This is a genomic window from Streptomyces lichenis (assembly GCF_023218175.1).
Lineage (GTDB): Bacteria > Actinomycetota > Actinomycetes > Streptomycetales > Streptomycetaceae > Streptomyces > Streptomyces lichenis.
Genome location: NZ_JALPTH010000013.1, coordinates 48,260 through 64,261 on the forward strand (window position 1 = coordinate 48,260; position 16,002 = coordinate 64,261).

Here is a 16,002-nt window from a genome sequence, read left to right on the forward strand (position 1 = left end):
AGGAGAGTCGCCATGCGTCCCACCGCCACGTCCACCGCCGCCGGGGCCGTAGGGCGAAAGCCCGCCCTGGGGGCGGCGACCGAGCGGCTGGAGGGCCGCGACAAGGTCACCGGTACGGCCCGGTACGCCACCGAGCAGCCGCACACCGCCCCGGACTGCGCCTACGCCTGGCCGGTGCCGGCGACCGTGGCGGCAGGCCGGGTCACCGCGGTGGACGCCTCCGCGGCCCTCGCGCTGCCCGGGACGCTCGCCGTGCTCACCCCGGACAACGCCCCGCGCGTCGGGGAGAGCGACGACCCGATCCTGAGGGTGCTCCAGGACCACGAGGTCCCGCACCGAGGCTGGTTCGTCGCCCTGGCGGTGGCGGACACCCTGGAGAACGCCCGCGCGGCGGCCGCCGCGGTGACGGTGTCGTACGAGGTCCGGCCGCATGACGCGGTGCTGCGGGAGGACCACCCGGACGCCTATGTCCCCGAGACCGCCAACGGGCATCCGGGGCGCCGGGAGCGGGGCGACGCCCGGGAGGCGTTCGCCGCGGCCCCGGTACGGGTGGAGACCTCGTACACCATCCCGCCGCTGCACAACCACCCCATGGAGCCGCACGCCTCCTACGCGCGCTGGGACGGCGACCATCTGACGGTGTACGACTCCAGCCAGGGCGCCCACCCGGTGCGGACCGCGCTCGCCGGGCTGTTCGGGCTGGAGCCGGGGCGGATCACCGTGGTCTCCGAGCACGTCGGCGGCGGCTTCGGTTCCAAGGGCACGCCCCGCCCGCATGTGGTGCTGGCCGCGATGGCCGCCCGGCACACCGGACGCCCCGTCAAGCTGGCGCTGCCCCGGGGGCAGATGGCGCATGTGGTGGGCTACCGCTCGCCCACCCTGCACCGGCTGCGGCTGGGCGCCGAGCGCGACGGCACCCTCACCTCGGTCGAGCACGAGATGACCGCGCAGACGTCCAGGATCAAGGAGTTCGTCGAGCACGGGGCGGTGGCGGCGCGGGTGATGTACGCCGTACCGCACAGCCTCACCACCCATCGGGCCGTCCGGCTGGACGTGCCCAGCCCGTCGTGGATGCGCGCGCCGGGCGAGGCGCCCAGCATGTACGCGCTGGAGTCGGCCATGGACGAGCTCGCCACCGAGCTGGGCATGGACCCGATCGAGCTGCGGCTGCGCAACGAGCCGGCCACCGAGCCGGACAGCGGGCTGCCGTTCAGCAGCCGCCATCTGGCCGAGTGCCTGCGCGAGGGCGCCCGCCGCTTCGGCTGGCACCAGCGCGACCCGCGGCCGGGGGTGCGGAGGGAGGGCGATGTGCTGACCGGGACCGGGGTGGCCGCGGCCACCTATCCGGTGATGTGCGACCCGGCCTCGGCGAGCGCCACCGCCCGCCCCGACGGCACCTTCCTGGTGCGGATCGACGCCACCGACATCGGCACCGGAGCCCGTACCGTGCTCGCGCAGATCGCCGCGGACGCGCTCGGGGTGCCGCTGGACTCGGTGGCGATCGAGATCGGCTCCACCCGGCTGCCGTACGGCCCGCTGGCCGGCGGCTCCGCCGGCACCGCCTCCTGGGGCTGGGCGGTGCACGAGGCCTGCACCGCGCTGACCCGGCGGCTGGCGGACCACCACGGCCCCCTGCCGGGGGAGGGGCTGACCGCGGAGAGCGACACCACCGAGGCGGCGGAGGCCACGCCGCCGTTCGCCCGGCACGCCTTCGGCGCCTCCTTCGCGGAGGTGCGGGTGGACACGGTCAGCGGCGAGGTGCGGGTGCGCCGGATGCTCGGGGTGTACGCGGCCGGGCGGATCCTCAACGCCCGTACCGCACGCTCGCAGTTCATCGGCGGGATGACCATGGGCCTGGGCATGGCGCTCACCGAGCACTCCACCTCGGACGCGGCACACGGCGGCTTCGCGGAGCGGGACCTCGCCTCGTACCACGTCCCGGTCAACGCCGACGTACCCGAGATCGACGCCCACTGGGTGGACGAGGTCGACACCCACCTCAACCCGATGGGCTCCAAGGGCATCGGCGAGATCGGCATCGTCGGCACCCCGGCCGCCATCGGCAACGCCGTCCACCACGCCATCGGGGTACGGCTGCGCGAGCTGCCGCTCACCCCGGACAAGGTGCTCGCCGCCCTGCGCTGAGCCGCCCGCCGGTCGGCGTTCGGGTGACGTACGCGGACCGGCCGCCGGGGAACCCGTGCCCGGACCGGGGGAAACCCTAGGTTCCGGAGGATGGAGCGAGTGAGCGAGCAGGGGCGGGCGGCGGCAGCGAAGCCCCCGGTCACCAACGAGGCGGGCCGGCGACGGGGCAGGGCGGTGGTGGACTGGCTGACGACGACCGACCACAAGAAGATCGGCCAGCTGTATCTGATCACCTCCTTCGTCTTCTTCCTGGTCGCCGGGGTGCTGGCGCTGGTGATGCGCGCCGAGCTGGCCCGGCCCGGGCTGCAGATCGTCTCCACTGAGCAGTACAACCAGGCGTTCACCCTGCACGGCACCGTGATGCTGCTGCTGTTCGCCACCCCGACCTTCGCCGGGTTCGCCAACGCGGTGATGCCGTTGCAGATCGGCGCCCCGGACGTGGCCTTCCCCCGGCTGAACATGTTCGCCTACTGGCTGTTCGCCTTCGGCGGGCTGATCGTGCTGGGCTCGCTGCTGACGCCCGACGGGACGGCGGACTTCGGCTGGACCGCGTACGCCCCGCTCAACAGCACCGAGCGCACCCCCAGCACCGGCGGCGACCTGTGGATCATGGGGCTCGCGCTCTCCGGCTTCGGCACCATCCTCGGCGCGGTCAACTTCATCACCACCATCATCTGCATGCGCGCCCCCGGGATGACGATGTTCCGGATGCCGATCTTCTGCTGGAACACCCTGCTCACCTCGGTGCTGGTGCTGCTGGCCTTCCCGGTGCTGGCCGCCGCACTGCTGGCGCTGGAGGCGGACCGCCGGTTCGGGGCGCAGATCTTCGAGGCGGCCAACGGCGGGGCGCTGCTGTGGCAGCACCTGTTCTGGTTCTTCGGCCACCCGGAGGTGTACATCATCGCGCTGCCGTTCTTCGGCATCGTGACCGAGGTGCTGCCGGTGTTCTGCCGCAAGCCGCTGTTCGGCTACATCGGGCTGGTCGCGGCCACCATCGCCATCACCGGGCTGTCGGTGGTGGTCTGGGCGCACCACATGTTCGCCACCGGGGCGGTGCTGCTGCCGTTCTTCTCGTTCATGAGCTTTTTGATCGCGGTGCCGACCGGGGTGAAGTTCTTCAACTGGATCGGCACCATGTGGAAGGCCTCCCTCTCCTTCGAGGCGCCGATGCTCTGGGCGCTGGGCTTCCTGGTGACCTTCCTGTTCGGCGGGCTGACCGGGGTGATCCTGGCCTCGCCGCCGATGGACTTCCATGTCACCGACTCGTACTTCGTGGTGGCCCACTTCCACTATGTGGTGTTCGGCACCGTGGTCTTCGCGACCTTCGCCGGCTTCCACTTCTGGTGGCCCAAGATGACCGGGAAGATGCTGGACGAGCGGCTGGGCCGCATCCACTTCTGGACCCTGTTCACCGGCTTCCATCTGACCTTCCTGGTGCAGCACTGGCTGGGCGCCGAGGGCATGCCCCGCCGGTACGCGGACTATCTGGCCGTGGACGGCTTCACCGCGCTGAACACCCTGTCCTCCATCGGCGCCTTCCTGCTGGGCGCGTCCACGCTGCCGTTCCTCTACAACGTCTGGCGGACGGCCAAGTACGGGCGGCGGATCGCCGTGGAAGACCCCTGGGGGTACGGCCGGTCGCTGGAGTGGGCGACCTCCTGCCCGCCGCCGCGGCACAACTTCCTCGCCCTGCCCCGGATCCGTTCCGAGTCGCCCGCCTTCGACCTGCACCATCCGGAGATCGCCCGGTTGGAGCCGGGGCACACCACGGGCCGCCGGGACGTGATCGAGCCCGGCCACGCGCCCCGCGAGCCGCGCGACCTGACGGAGTGACGACGGGGCACGGTACGGGGCCGGGCGGGGGACACGGCTGGGCCGTACGGCGCAGGGGCGCCGACCCGCCGGAGGCCGCGCGGGTACGGGTCACCCCATGAAGGCACTCGTGATCAACTGCACGCTCAAGGCGTCGCCCGAACCCTCCAACACCCACGCCCTCGCCGAGGTGGTGGCCGAGCAGCTCGTCTCCTACGGGGTGGAGGTGCGGCACGTCCGGGCGGTGGACCTGAACCTCAAGCCGGGCGTGGTGACGGACGCCGGGGAGGGCGACGACTGGCCCGAGGTGCACGCCCGGCTGCTGGAGGCCCAGATCCTGATCGTCGCCTCGCCGACCTGGCTGGGCCGCCCCTCCTCGGTCGCCCAGCGGGTGCTGGAGCGGATGGACGCCATGCTGTCCGAGACCGACGACCAGGAGCGGCCGGTGGCCTACAACCGGGTCGCCGGGGTCGTGGTCACCGGCAACGAGGACGGCGCCCACCACGTCATCAGCGAGATCAACGGCGCGCTGGTGGACATCGGCTACACCATCCCCGGCCAGTCCTGGACCTACTGGCACCTCGGCCCCGGCCCGGGCCCCGACTACCTGGACGAGGAGAAGGGGCGGGACTGGTCGCACCGGACCGGCCGGGCGATGGCCGCCAACCTGTACGGCGTCGCCAAGGCGCTCCAGGCCGCCCCACTGGACGCCCCGCCGAGCTGAGCCGCATCACCCGGGCCCGCCTTGCGGACAGTTGCTGTCCGCGAGGCGGCGTACGGTGCGGAGCATGACCACCCGGACGACGCCCGCCGCGCCCCTGCTCGACGACCGCGCGCTGAACAGGGCCACCCTCGCCCGCCAGCTGCTGCTGCGGCGCGCCCCGACGGGTGCCGAGGAGGCGGTGGACCGGCTGGTCGGCCTCCAGGCGCAGAACACCCGGCCGCCTTACCTCGCGCTGGCGGCCCGGCTGGAGGGGTTCCGGCCCGAGGAGCTGTCCGGGCTGATGGAGCGGCGGGCGGTGGCCCGTACCGTCACCCTGCGCTCCACCCTGCACACCCACACCGCCGAGGACGTCCTCGCCCTGCGCGCGCTGGTGCAGCCCGCCCGGGAACGGGAGCTGTCCATCTTCCGCCGGCGGCTGACCGGGGTCGACTTGGAGCGGCTGGCCGGTCTCGCCCGCGAGCTGGTGGAGGAGCGCCCCCGTACACCGAAGGAGCTGCGCGAGGAGCTGGCGCCGCTCTGGCCGGACGCCGACCCGCCCGCCCTCTCGGTCGCCGCCCGCTGTCTGCTGCCGCTGGTGCAGGTCACCCCGCGCGGGCTGTGGGGAAGAAGCGGGCAGGTCGCGCTGACCACGGCCGAGAAGTGGCTGGGCCGGGAGGCCGCCGAGCCGGCCGGGCTGGAGGCCACCGTGAAGCGCTACCTCGCCGCCTTCGGGCCGGCGTCGGTGAAGGACATGCAGCTGTGGGCCGGACTGACCCGGCTGCGCCCGGCGTTCGAACGGCTCCGCCCCGAACTGGCGGTCTTCCGGGACGAGCGCGGCACCGAGCTGTTCGACCTGCCGGACGCCCCGCGCCCGGGCGGAGCCGAGGAGGCTCCGCCGCGGCTGCTGCCCGAGTTCGACAACCTGCTGCTGTCGCACGCCGACCGCCGCCGGCTGGTGCCGCCCGCCGCCAAGGACCGCACCTGGAAGGGGAACCAGGCGTTCCCGGTCTTCCTGGTGGACGGGCTGGTCGCCGGGGTGTGGCGGCTGGAGGAGGGCGCCGGGCGGGCGGTGGTGGTGCTGGAGCCGTTCGGCAGGCTGAGCCGGGACGAGCGGACCGCCCTGGTCGAGGAGGCCGGGCGGACGGCGGGGGTGCTGAGCGGGGCGGAGGACCGGGACGTGCGGTTCGGCACCGTGATCGACTGAGGCGGGCGCCGGGGTGGCCCCGGGCCCGGCGGGGGTTGGACGATGGGCTCCCGCCCGCCGGCGGGTCACCACCAGGAGGGCGTATGGCGCAGCACGACGGCGACCGGGCCGCGGCGTTCCGGGAGGCCCGGGACTTCCTGCTGAAGCACCGGGAGGACTACCCCGCGGCGTACGAGGGCTTCCGCTGGCCCCGGCCGGAGCGGTTCAACTGGGCGCTGGACTGGTTCGACACGATCGCCGAGCGCGACCTCGCCGAGGGCACCGAGCGGACCGCGCTGCACCTGGTGGAGGAGGACGGCCGGGAGACCCGGCTGAGCTTCGCCGCGCTGCGCGAGCGCTCCGACCGGGTGGCCAACTGGCTGCGCGGGCAGGGGGTACGGGCCGGGGACCGGGTCCTGGTGATGCTCGGCAACCAGGTGGAGCTGTGGGAGACGGCGCTCGCCGCGATGAAGCTGCGGGCCGTGGTCATCCCGGCCACCCCGCTGCTCGGCCCGGCCGACCTGACCGACCGGGTGGAGCGCGGCCGGGCCCGGCATGTGGTGGTCCGCGCCGAGGACACCGCCAAGTTCGACCAGGTCCCCGGCGGGTACACCCGGATCGCGGTCGGGCGCGGACCGGACGGCGGGCCGGTGCCGGGGTGGCTGGCGTACGAGGAGGCGGCCGGCGCCCCCGCCGCCTTCGCGCCGGACGGGGAGACCCTGGCCGGCGATCCGCTGATGCTGTACTTCACCTCCGGCACCACCGCCCGCCCCAAGCTGGTCGAGCACACCCATGTCTCGTATCCGGTGGGCCATCTGGCCACCATGTACTGGATCGGGCTGAAGCCGGGCGACGTCCATCTGAACATCTCCTCGCCCGGCTGGGCCAAGCACGCCTGGTCCAACCTCTTCGCCCCGTGGAACGCCGAGGCGACCGTCTTCCTCTTCCACTACACCCGCTTCGACGCGGCCCGGCTGATGGCCGAGATGGACCGGCACGGGGTCACCAGCCTGTGCGCCCCGCCGACCGTCTGGCGGATGCTCATCCAGGCCGACCTGTCCGCCCTGCGCACCCCGCCGAGGGAGGCGCTGGCCGCGGGCGAGCCGCTGAACCCGGAGGTCATCGAGGCGGTGCGGCGGGCCTGGGGCGTCACCATCCGGGACGGCTTCGGCCAGACCGAGACCGCGGTCCAGGTGGCCAACACCCCCGGCCAGCGACTCAAGCCCGGCTCCATGGGCCGCCCCAGCCCCGGCTACCGGGTGGAACTGCTCGACCCGGTGACCGGCGAGCCCGGCGCGGAGGAAGGGGAGATCGCGCTGGACCTCGCGGCCGCGCCGGTGGGCCTGATGACCGGCTACCACGGCGACCCGGAACGCACCGCCGAGGCGATGGCCGGCGGCTACTACCGCACCGGCGACATCGCGGCCCGGGACGAGGACGGATACCTGTTCTACACGGGCCGGGACGACGACGTCTTCAAGAGCAGCGACTACAAGATCAGTCCCTTCGAGCTGGAGAGCGCGCTGCTGGAGCACGAGGCGGTGGCGGAGGCCGCGGTCGTCCCGGCACCCGACCCGGTGCGGCTGGCGGTGCCCAAGGCGTATGTGGTGCTCGCCGAGGGCTGGGAGCCGGGCCCGGAGACGGCCAGGGCGCTGTTCGCGCACTCGCGGGCGGTCCTCGCCCCGTACAAGCGGCTGCGCCGCATCGAGTTCGCCGAGCTGCCCAAGACCGTCTCCGGCAAGATCCGCCGGGTGGAGCTGCGCGAGCGCACGGCCGCGGGCTCGGTGGGGTCCGGGGTGGAGTACGACGAGCGGGAGCTGTCCGGCTGAGCGGCCCCGCTCCCGTACCTCCTACGCGCCGCCGGCGAGGAGTTCGTCGGCGGCGCCGCCCAGCGGCTGCGGGATGCCGGTCAGGTCCATCACGAACAGCGGCAGTCCGATTCCCTCCGCGCGGGCCCGGGCCTCCGGCGCGTATCCGGCCAGCGAGAAGGCGACGCCGCGGGCCTCGGTCGCCAGTCCGGTGAGCCAGAGGCACTCCACGGCCCGCAGCGAGGTGGGCCGGGTCGTCGGATCCACCCGCGCCACCAGCCCGTGGCCGCGCAGGTCCACCCCGGTGACGGGCCCGGCGGGGCGCTCCTCGGGCTGGACCACGTCCCGGAAGCCCAGCCAGCGCAGATAGCGGGCGGCGGTGGAGACCGCGTCCCGGGCGGTGCGGATGGTCACCGGCCGGAAGGCCGGGCGCGGCGGGGCCGCGGTGCGCGGCAGCGGGATGTGCGCGGGAGCGGTGGACAGGCCGGTCGCCGAGGAGGTGGGGCCCGAGCCGCCCCCCTGGGTCTCGCGCTGCGGCGCGGGGCTGGCCACCGGCCGTACCGGCAGCCGCAGCACGGTCCCGCACGGGCAGCCCAGCTCCGGCTGCGGCCACTGGTCCTGGCGTCCGCAGGCCGCGCAGCGCGCGGTGATCCAGGCGTCGGTCCAGGTGCGGTGGGTGATCGGCTCGGCCGGGGCGCCCCGCAGCACCGGCGGCACCACGGGCGTCCCGCAGGGGCAGGGGTACGACGGCGGGGTGTAGCCGTGCGTCCGGCGGCAGGCCGGGCAGCGCACCGGCACGTTCTCGGTCACGACGGCCCCTCGGCCGGTCCCCGCCCCGTACGGCCGCTCGGCCCGTTCCCCGCCACGACGCCCCTCTCGTCCCCGGCCCCGGGCCCGCCACCCCGCGTCCCGGCCACCACGGGTCCATGGTCCACCACGGAGGGCTCCTTGGGGAGCGGTTCGGCCATGTCCGGTTCCGGGCGGTGCGGCGCGGGCCTGCCGGTACCAGCCCGGCCGCCTCGGGCTCCCTTGACGGCGCGAAGCGAGCCGGATTACTGTGCTTCCACATAACAGAAACAAACTTCCGCATTACGGAATCGCAGCTCTCAGGTGGCGCGACAGAGCCCGAATCCGCCCGGCCCCAGCAGGAGCACCCCATGCCTCGTATGACCGCCGCCCGTGCGGCCGTTGAGATCCTCAAGCGCGAGGGCGTCACCACCGCGTTCGGTGTGCCCGGAGCGGCGATCAACCCCTTCTACCGGGCGCTCAAGGAGGGCGGTGGCATCGACCACACGCTCGCGCGCCATGTGGAGGGTGCCTCGCACATGGCCGAGGGCTACACCCGCGCCAAGGCCGGCAACATCGGCGTCTGCATCGGCACCTCGGGCCCGGCCGGCACCGACATGATCACCGGGCTGTACTCGGCGATCGCGGACTCCATCCCGATCCTGTGCATCACCGGCCAGGCCCCGGTCGCCAAGCTCCACAAGGAGGACTTCCAGGCGGTCGACATCGCCTCGATCGCCAAGCCGGTCACCAAGGCGGCGACCACCGTCCTGGAGGCCGCGCAGGTCCCCGGCGTCTTCCAGCAGGCCTTCCACCTGATGCGCTCCGGCCGCCCCGGCCCGGTCCTCATCGACCTGCCGATCGACGTCCAGCAGACCGAGATCGAGTTCGACCCGGAGACCTACCAGCCGCTGCCGGTCTACAAGCCGCACGCCACCCGCGCCCAGATCGAGAAGGCGCTGGGCTTCCTGCTGGCGTCCGAGCGCCCGCTGATCGTCGCCGGCGGCGGCGTCATCAACGCCGACGCCTCCGAGCTGCTGGTCGAGTTCGCCGAGCTCACCGGCGTCCCGGTCATCTCCACCCTGATGGGCTGGGGCACCATCCCGGACGACCACGAGCTGAGCGCCGGCATGGTCGGTGTGCAGACCGCGCACCGCTACGGCAACGCCACCTTCCTGGAGTCCGACTTCGTCCTCGGCATCGGCAACCGCTGGGCCAACCGCCACACCGGCTACAACCTGGACGCGTACACCAAGGGCCGGAAGTTCGTCCACATCGACATCGAGCCCACCCAGATCGGCAAGATCTTCGCCCCGGACTACGGCATCGCCTCCGACGCCAAGGCCGCGCTGGAGCTGCTGATCGAGGTCGCGCGCGAGGTGAAGGCCGAGGGCCGGCTGCCGGACTTCGCCGCCTGGGCCGCCTCCGGCCAGGAGCGCAAGGGCACCCTGCTGCGCCGTACCCACTTCGACGACATCCCGATGAAGCCGCAGCGGGTGTACGAGGAGATGAACAGGGCGTTCGGGCCGGAGACCCGCTATGTCACCACCATCGGCCTCTCCCAGATCGCCGGCGCGCAGATGCTGCACGTCTTCAAGCCGCGCCACTGGATCAACTGCGGCCAGGCCGGCCCGCTCGGCTGGACCATCCCGGCCGCCATCGGCGCCGCCACCGCGGACCCGGACACCCCGATCGTGGCGCTCTCCGGTGACTACGACTTCCAGTTCATGATCGAGGAGCTGGCGGTCGCCGCCCAGCACAAGGTCCCCTACGTCCACGTGCTGGTGAACAACGCCTACCTCGGCCTGATCCGCCAGGCCCAGATCGGCCTGGACATCAACTTCCAGGTCAACCTGGAGTTCGAGAACATCAACACCCCGGAGATCGGCGTCTACGGCGTGGACCACGTCAAGGTCGCCGAGGGCCTGGGCTGCAAGGCCATCCGGGTCACCGACCCGGCCGAGCTGGGCGCCGCCTTCGAGGAGGCCAAGAAGCTCGCCGCGCAGTACCGGGTCCCGGTCGTGGTCGAGGCCATCCTGGAGCGGATCACCAACATCTCCATGAGCAGGACGGTCGACGTCAGCGACGTCACCGAGTTCGAGGAGCTGGCCACCGAGCCGGGCCACGCCCCCACGGCGATCCGCAACCTCGTCTGACGCACCCGCCCAGGCGATCCCCGGCCACGCGGCCCCCACCCCGGAGACTCCACGCCCCGGGGCGGGGGCCGCGTTCCGTTCCCCGCCGGACCGGGTAGCCGTACACCATGGCTGAAGTCGTGGACGCGGACGAACTGCTCCGCCGCATCAGGGTCGCCCGGGACTGGGCACGCGAAGAGGAAGAGCGAGCGCCGCAGGGCGCCGGAGCGGCGTACACAGCGGTCAGAAGGGCGCTGGACAAGATCATCGACCCGCACGCGGAGTGAGGGAGCCGGGGCTGCTCAGCCGACGGTCCGCTCCGGGCCGTGGTGGCGCAGCCAGGCGCCGAGCGCCGCGAAGTCGCGGCCGGTCAGACCGGTGCGGGGATCGACGCGGTGCAGCAGGGCGGGCCCCGGGTGGTGGGCGGCCACCCACTCCCCGTCCCGGTCGGTGAGCTCGTCGTCCACCCAGGCGAAGGGGCGCCCGGCCGCCCAGGCGGTGAGGGGCCGGGTCTTCCCGGGCAGCCCGGCCCGGACGTCGCGCTCCTCGGCCTCCGACGGCTCCGGCCAGACCACCACGGGCAGCGGCTCCAGACCCAGCAGCGGGGCGAGGCACTCGTTCGCCTCGTCCAGCCAGGTGGTGGCCCAGACCGGTTCGCAGGGCAGCGCGGCCAGCCGGGCCCCATGACCGGGGTCCACCCTGGCCAGCAGCGGGTTCACCGTGGCGCCCGGCAGCCCGGGCGGCAGGGGGTGGACCGGATACGGCGTCGGGGACCCGAAGGGGATGAGCGGGCCGTCGACATCGAGGAACAGCAGCGGGGGCGGGGCGGGAAGGGGCATCGCGGGCACTGTAGCGGGGCCGGAGCCTGGTGGGCGGCGGGGTGGGGGGCCCGGCGGGCGCCGGGGGTCGAGGCCCGGGCCGACGGGCGTCGGCGCGGGGAAACTCCGGTGCGGCAGGCCGGGCGGCTCTGGGATCATGCCGGGATGTCCCAGCGTCTCGTGTCCCTGGTCATCCGGCACACCCACCGCATACCCGTCCTCACCGTCCCCGCGGGCACCGCCGCATCCGGTGGGCAGGGGGCCGTGGTGGCGCGGCAGTTGGACGCCGCGCTGATGACCGCCGGCTTCAAGCTGGCGGCGCCGCTGCTGGAGCGGCTGTCGGGGATGTCCGGGGCGGCGGTCGGCCTCACCGCCCGGTGGACCCTGGACACCGTGCGCCGGCTGGTCGGCGACCATGTCCGGCACAACGCCTACTTCATCGACTTCCCGGCCGGTGTGCCGGACACCCTCGACTTCTGGATGGGGTGCGTCCGGGAGGCCCTCGCCGACGAGGGCGCCCGCGAGAAGGTGCTCGACCAGCTGAGCGCCGGGGTGGTCGATCTGCTGACCCTCCCCTCGTACGGCCACTACCAGCACGCTTACGAGGAGATGCTGGCCGCCCATGACGAGCTGATCGCCGCCGCCGGCGACCGGCTGACGGTGCTGCACCCGGGCGGCGCCCTGGCGGAGGAGGTCACCGCCCTGTATCTGGCGCTGGCCGGGCGCACCACCCCGCTGGGCGAGGAGGGGCTGAGCGACCTCGCGGTGCTGGCCCGGCACTGCGCCGGCGGCCCCCAGCCCGAGACGATCCCGGTCCGGGAGAACCGCGCCGTGGTCAACCTCGCCCGCCTGGACGCCGGAGCCGAACCGCTGCTGGACACCGTCACCGATGTGCTGCGGCTGGCCTGCGCCTGGTCCGAGGGCGATGTGACGCTGGCGGAGCCGACCCGCTTCCGGTCGATGCCCCGGCGGATCCGCCGCGCCCTGCTCGCCGGGCTGGACGCGGTGGTCGCGGACGCCCCGGCCAAGCTCGCCGATGTCACCGCGCACCGCGAGGCGTTCAAGCGGCTCGGCGAGCGGCTCCACCCGCATGAGCACCCCCGCTGGCCGCACGCCGCCGAGGTGTTCGCCGTCGCCCGGGGTGAGCGGCAGGCACCGTCGCTGGACAGCCGGGTCGAGGAACGGCTCGGAGAGCGTGATGTGATCGGCGCCGCGCGGCTCCTGGCGGCCGCCCCGGGCAAGCTGTTCCGCTCGGTGGACCGCCTGCTGCGGCTCTGCTCCACCCAGGAGGAGCGGGACGCCGTGCTGGCGGCCGCCGAGCGGGCCGCCCCGAAGGCCTCCGGCCGGGTGCTGCTGTCGGTGCGCGAGCACCTGGCCAACCGGGCCAGGGAGACCGGTGAGCGCCGGGTCTTCATCAACCGCTCCGGCCGCCCCTGGACCGTCGAGGACGACCGCCCGCCGGTGCCCCCGGCCGCCCGGGCGCGCCTCGCGGCCGTCCTGGACGCCGAGACGCGCCGCCGGCTGCCCGAGCCGGCCCGGCTGCTGGTCGACCCGGGCGTCCTGGACGTGGCGCTGCCGCTCAGCGGCAAGGCGAGCGCCGCCGGGCTCGGGGTGCTGCCCCGGGGCTCCCGCTCCCCGGTCGACGGCGAGCTGCTGCGGTTCTTCACGTACTGGAAGCAGTCGGAGCGCACCACGGACTACGACCTGTCCGCGCTGCTGCTGGACGCCGACTACCAGACCATCGGCTGGCTCTCGTACACCGCCCTCAAGGAGGTGGAGGGCGTGCACTCCGGGGACGTCACCGACGCGCCCGACGGGGCCTCGGAGTTCATCGACCTGCGGCTGGCCGCGGCCCGCGGCGAGGTCATCGTCCCCCAGGTCAACATCTTCGCGGGGGAGGGCTTCGAGGAGGTCGAGGAGTCCTTCTTCGGCTTCATGCTGCGTGACGCGGAGCAGAAGGGCCGCCCCTTCGAGCCGCGTACCGTGCGGATGAAGTCCGAGCTGCGCGGCCCGGGACGGGTGGCGCTCCCGCTGGTGTTCGTCCGCGGCGGTGACGGCGGCTGGCACGCCAAGTGGCTGCATGTGTATCTGCGCGGCGCCCCGAGCGCCAACCGGGTGGAGGGCAACCGGGCCACGGTCGCCACGCTGCTGCGGGCCTTCGCCGAGCGCGACCACCTGACGGTCCGCCACCTGGTGGAGCTGATGGCCGACCGGGCCGGCACCACCACCCTGTGGGACGGCGGCCCGGTCCCGGACGGCCCGGTCACCTTCCTCGGCCTGGAGCGGCCCGAGGGCCTGCACCCGGACTCCGTGGTGGTCACCCCGGAGAACCTGTCCGCCCTGATTCCGGGCTGAGTGCCGTGTACTGAGCCCGGGAAAACCTGTTTCGCCTGCTCATGACCGGCTGTTAGCGTGAGCGTGCGAGGCCATGGAGGGGCTTCCTTCTCCTCACTTTCCTGAAACCAGTTCCTCCGCTTTCCTCGCCGACGACGATGCCGGGGCTCCGTACGGGGACCCCGGCATCGTCGTGTTCGCTCGCGGTGGTGTGCGCGGCCGGGAACGGAGAAGAGCGCGGAGCAGGGGGACCGTAAACCCCTGCTCCGCGCTCTGGTCTGGGAGGGTCCGGGAGGACATCGGGTGCGGCGGACCCGGATGTGGAGCCGTCCGGCGGTGCGAGGCTGGCGCGACAGGACGTTCGCGCCGCCGGACGGAGTCTCAAGTGGCCCTCGAAAGAGGGATGGTGGGACCGCGGCGGCGGCGACGGAGTGGTCCGGCGAGCCCCTTCCTTCAGGTCTGGAAGGGGAGCCGGGCTCCTTGCCACCGCACTGGCACGCTCGCCGCCGCGGTCCTCACATCGTCCGTACCGCCGGCCACCCCTCATCCGGGCCGTGGTACGGACTGCGTACGGCGACCGACCTCCCGTCGGGAGCCGTACGCGGTCTGGGATCAGTCCTCGCGCAGGGCGCTGACGGCCTCGGCCACGCGCTTGCCGTAGTCCGGGTCGGCGGCGGCGAAGTGCGTGACGATCTTGTCGATGACGTCCTCGCGGGAGACCTGGGACAGTCCGCCGGCGATGTTGGCGACGAGGCGCTTCTTCTCCTCCTCCGACATCAGCCGGTACAGCTCACCCGCCTGGAAGAAGTCGTCGTCCTTGACGTGCTGCGGCGCGGCGTGGGTGCCGGTGTGGCCGTGCACGGCGAACGGGGCGGAGAGCGGGACACCGGTCTGTGCGGGGCCGGAGTACGAGTTGGGCTCGTAGTTCTTGTCGTGGCGCGAGCCGTATCGGGTGGCCATCAGGCCGTCGCGGCCGTAGTTGTCGACCACCGCGTTCTTCGGGGTGTTGACCGGCAGCTGGGTGTGGTTGACGCCCAGGCGGTAGCGGTGCGCGTCGGCGTAGGCGAACAGCCGGCCCTGGAGCATCTTGTCCGGGGAGGGGCCGATGCCGGGCACGAAGTTGTTCGGGGAGAAGGCGGCCTGCTCGACCTCGGCGAAGATGTTGTCCGGGTTGCGGTCCAGCACCATCCGGCCGACCCGCTGGACGGGGTAGTCGGCGTGCGGCCACACCTTGGTCAGGTCGAAGGGGTTGAAGCGGTAGTCGGCCGCCTCGGCCGCCGGCATGATCTGCACATACAGCGTCCAGGAGGGGTTCACCCCGCGCTCGATGGCCTGGAGCAGGTCCGTCTGGTGCGAGGTGGCGTCCGCGCCGACCGTCTCGGCGGCCTGCTCGGCGGAGAGGCAGCGGATGCCCTGGTTGGTCTTGAAGTGGTACTTGACGAAGAAGGCCTCGCCCGCCGCGTTGGTCCACTGGTAGGTGTGCGAGCCGAAGCCGTCCATGTGGCGGTACGAGGCGGGGATGCCGCGGTCGCCGAACAGCCAGGTCACCTGGTGGGTGGCCTCGGGGGAGTGGGCCCAGAAGTCCCAGACGTTGTCCGGCTCCTGGCGGCCGGTGAACGGGTCGCGCTTCTGGGAGTGGATGAAGTCGGGGAACTTCACCGGGTCCTTGATGAAGAACACCGGGGTGTTGTTGCCGACCAGGTCGTAGTTGCCCTGCTCGGTGTAGAACTTCACCGCGAAGCCGCGCGGGTCGCGCACCGCGTCCGAGCCGCCGAGCGAGTCGGCGACGGTGGAGAAGCGGATGAACAGGTCCGTGCGCTTGCCGACGGAGGAGAGGAAGTCGGCCGAGGTGAAGCCGGTGACGTCGTCGGTGACCTCGAAGTAGCCGTACGCACCGGACCCGCGGGCGTGCACCACGCGCTCCGGGATGCGCTCACGGTTGAAGCGGGCGAGCTTCTCCAGCAGGTGCTGGTCCTGGAGGAGGAGCGGGCCACCGACGCCGGCGGTGGCGGAGTTCTGGTTGTCGGCGACGGGGGCGCCGGACTCGGTCGTAAGCACGCGCTTCGACATCGTGACCTTCCGATACGTACGGGGCTGCTGGCGGTGCGAGGAGCGTATGGAGGCCCTTCAGCTCACGTCAACAGTTTGTTGAATTGACTTCAACGGTTGATTGAAGCGGTTGGTTGGCGGGGGTTGATCGGCCGTCTGCCTGCGAGGGAGCGGTCCGAGTGCCGCCGAGGAGGTGGTCCGGGCGGCGCCGTCGCCTGGGCGCGACAGG

General features: G+C 73.0%; 11 protein-coding genes. 8 read left to right on the forward strand and 3 right to left on the reverse strand.

What is annotated here, in order from left to right; genetic code table 11:
• Window positions 1-12: 12 nt before the first annotated feature.
• The 5 genes from M1O15_RS14995 (at window position 13) to M1O15_RS15015 (ending at window position 7,672) form a co-directional block, all read left to right on the forward strand.
• On the forward strand, window positions 13-2,145 hold the full coding sequence (locus M1O15_RS14995; protein ID WP_248634322.1) for a xanthine dehydrogenase family protein molybdopterin-binding subunit: 2,133 nt from the start codon (window positions 13-15) through the stop codon (window positions 2,143-2,145).
• 90 nt (window positions 2,146-2,235) lie between these two features.
• On the forward strand, window positions 2,236-3,978 hold the full coding sequence (ctaD, locus tag M1O15_RS15000; protein ID WP_248634323.1) for an aa3-type cytochrome oxidase subunit I: 1,743 nt from the start codon (window positions 2,236-2,238) through the stop codon (window positions 3,976-3,978).
• Between the two features lie 97 nt (window positions 3,979-4,075).
• Window positions 4,076-4,681, forward strand: coding sequence for a flavodoxin family protein (locus M1O15_RS15005; RefSeq protein ID WP_248634324.1), 606 nt, complete (start codon window positions 4,076-4,078; stop codon window positions 4,679-4,681).
• Window positions 4,682-4,745: 64 nt separating this feature from the next.
• A complete protein-coding gene (locus M1O15_RS15010; RefSeq protein WP_248634325.1) occupies window positions 4,746-5,864 on the forward strand; it encodes a winged helix DNA-binding domain-containing protein in 1,119 nt (372 codons plus the stop codon).
• 83 nt (window positions 5,865-5,947) lie between these two features.
• Window positions 5,948-7,672: an AMP-binding protein gene (locus M1O15_RS15015; protein ID WP_248634326.1), complete on the forward strand. Its 1,725-nt coding sequence runs from the start codon at window positions 5,948-5,950 to the stop codon at window positions 7,670-7,672.
• A 21-nt stretch (window positions 7,673-7,693) separates the two neighbouring features.
• Here M1O15_RS15015 and M1O15_RS15020 read toward each other — a convergent pair whose 3' ends face one another.
• On the reverse strand, window positions 7,694-8,461 hold the full coding sequence (locus M1O15_RS15020) for a hypothetical protein (protein WP_248634327.1): 768 nt from the start codon (window positions 8,459-8,461) through the stop codon (window positions 7,694-7,696).
• A 347-nt stretch (window positions 8,462-8,808) separates the two neighbouring features.
• Between M1O15_RS15020 and gcl the strand changes: the two genes are divergently transcribed.
• Complete coding sequence (gene gcl, locus M1O15_RS15025) at window positions 8,809-10,593, forward strand: glyoxylate carboligase (protein ID WP_248634328.1); 1,785 nt, start codon at window positions 8,809-8,811, stop codon at window positions 10,591-10,593.
• 107 nt (window positions 10,594-10,700) lie between these two features.
• The gene (locus M1O15_RS15030) at window positions 10,701-10,859 is read left to right on the forward strand and encodes a hypothetical protein (protein WP_248634329.1); all 159 of its coding nucleotides are present in this window, start codon (window positions 10,701-10,703) and stop codon (window positions 10,857-10,859) included.
• Window positions 10,860-10,874: 15 nt separating this feature from the next.
• Here the strand turns inward: M1O15_RS15030 and M1O15_RS15035 are convergent, their stop codons facing one another.
• Entirely contained in the window at window positions 10,875-11,411 is a 537-nt protein-coding gene (locus M1O15_RS15035) for an HAD domain-containing protein (RefSeq protein ID WP_248634330.1), read from the reverse strand.
• A gap of 144 nt (window positions 11,412-11,555) precedes the next feature.
• Here M1O15_RS15035 and M1O15_RS15040 point away from each other — a divergent pair, with 144 nt between their 5' ends.
• Window positions 11,556-13,745, forward strand: a complete 2,190-nt coding sequence (locus M1O15_RS15040) for a TerD family protein (protein WP_248634331.1) — start codon at window positions 11,556-11,558, stop codon at window positions 13,743-13,745.
• Window positions 13,746-14,336: 591 nt separating this feature from the next.
• On the opposite strand, the gene M1O15_RS15045 is transcribed toward M1O15_RS15040, so the two are convergent.
• Window positions 14,337-15,794, reverse strand: a complete 1,458-nt coding sequence (locus tag M1O15_RS15045; RefSeq protein WP_248634332.1) for a catalase — start codon at window positions 15,792-15,794, stop codon at window positions 14,337-14,339.
• Window positions 15,795-16,002: the final 208 nt, after the last annotated feature.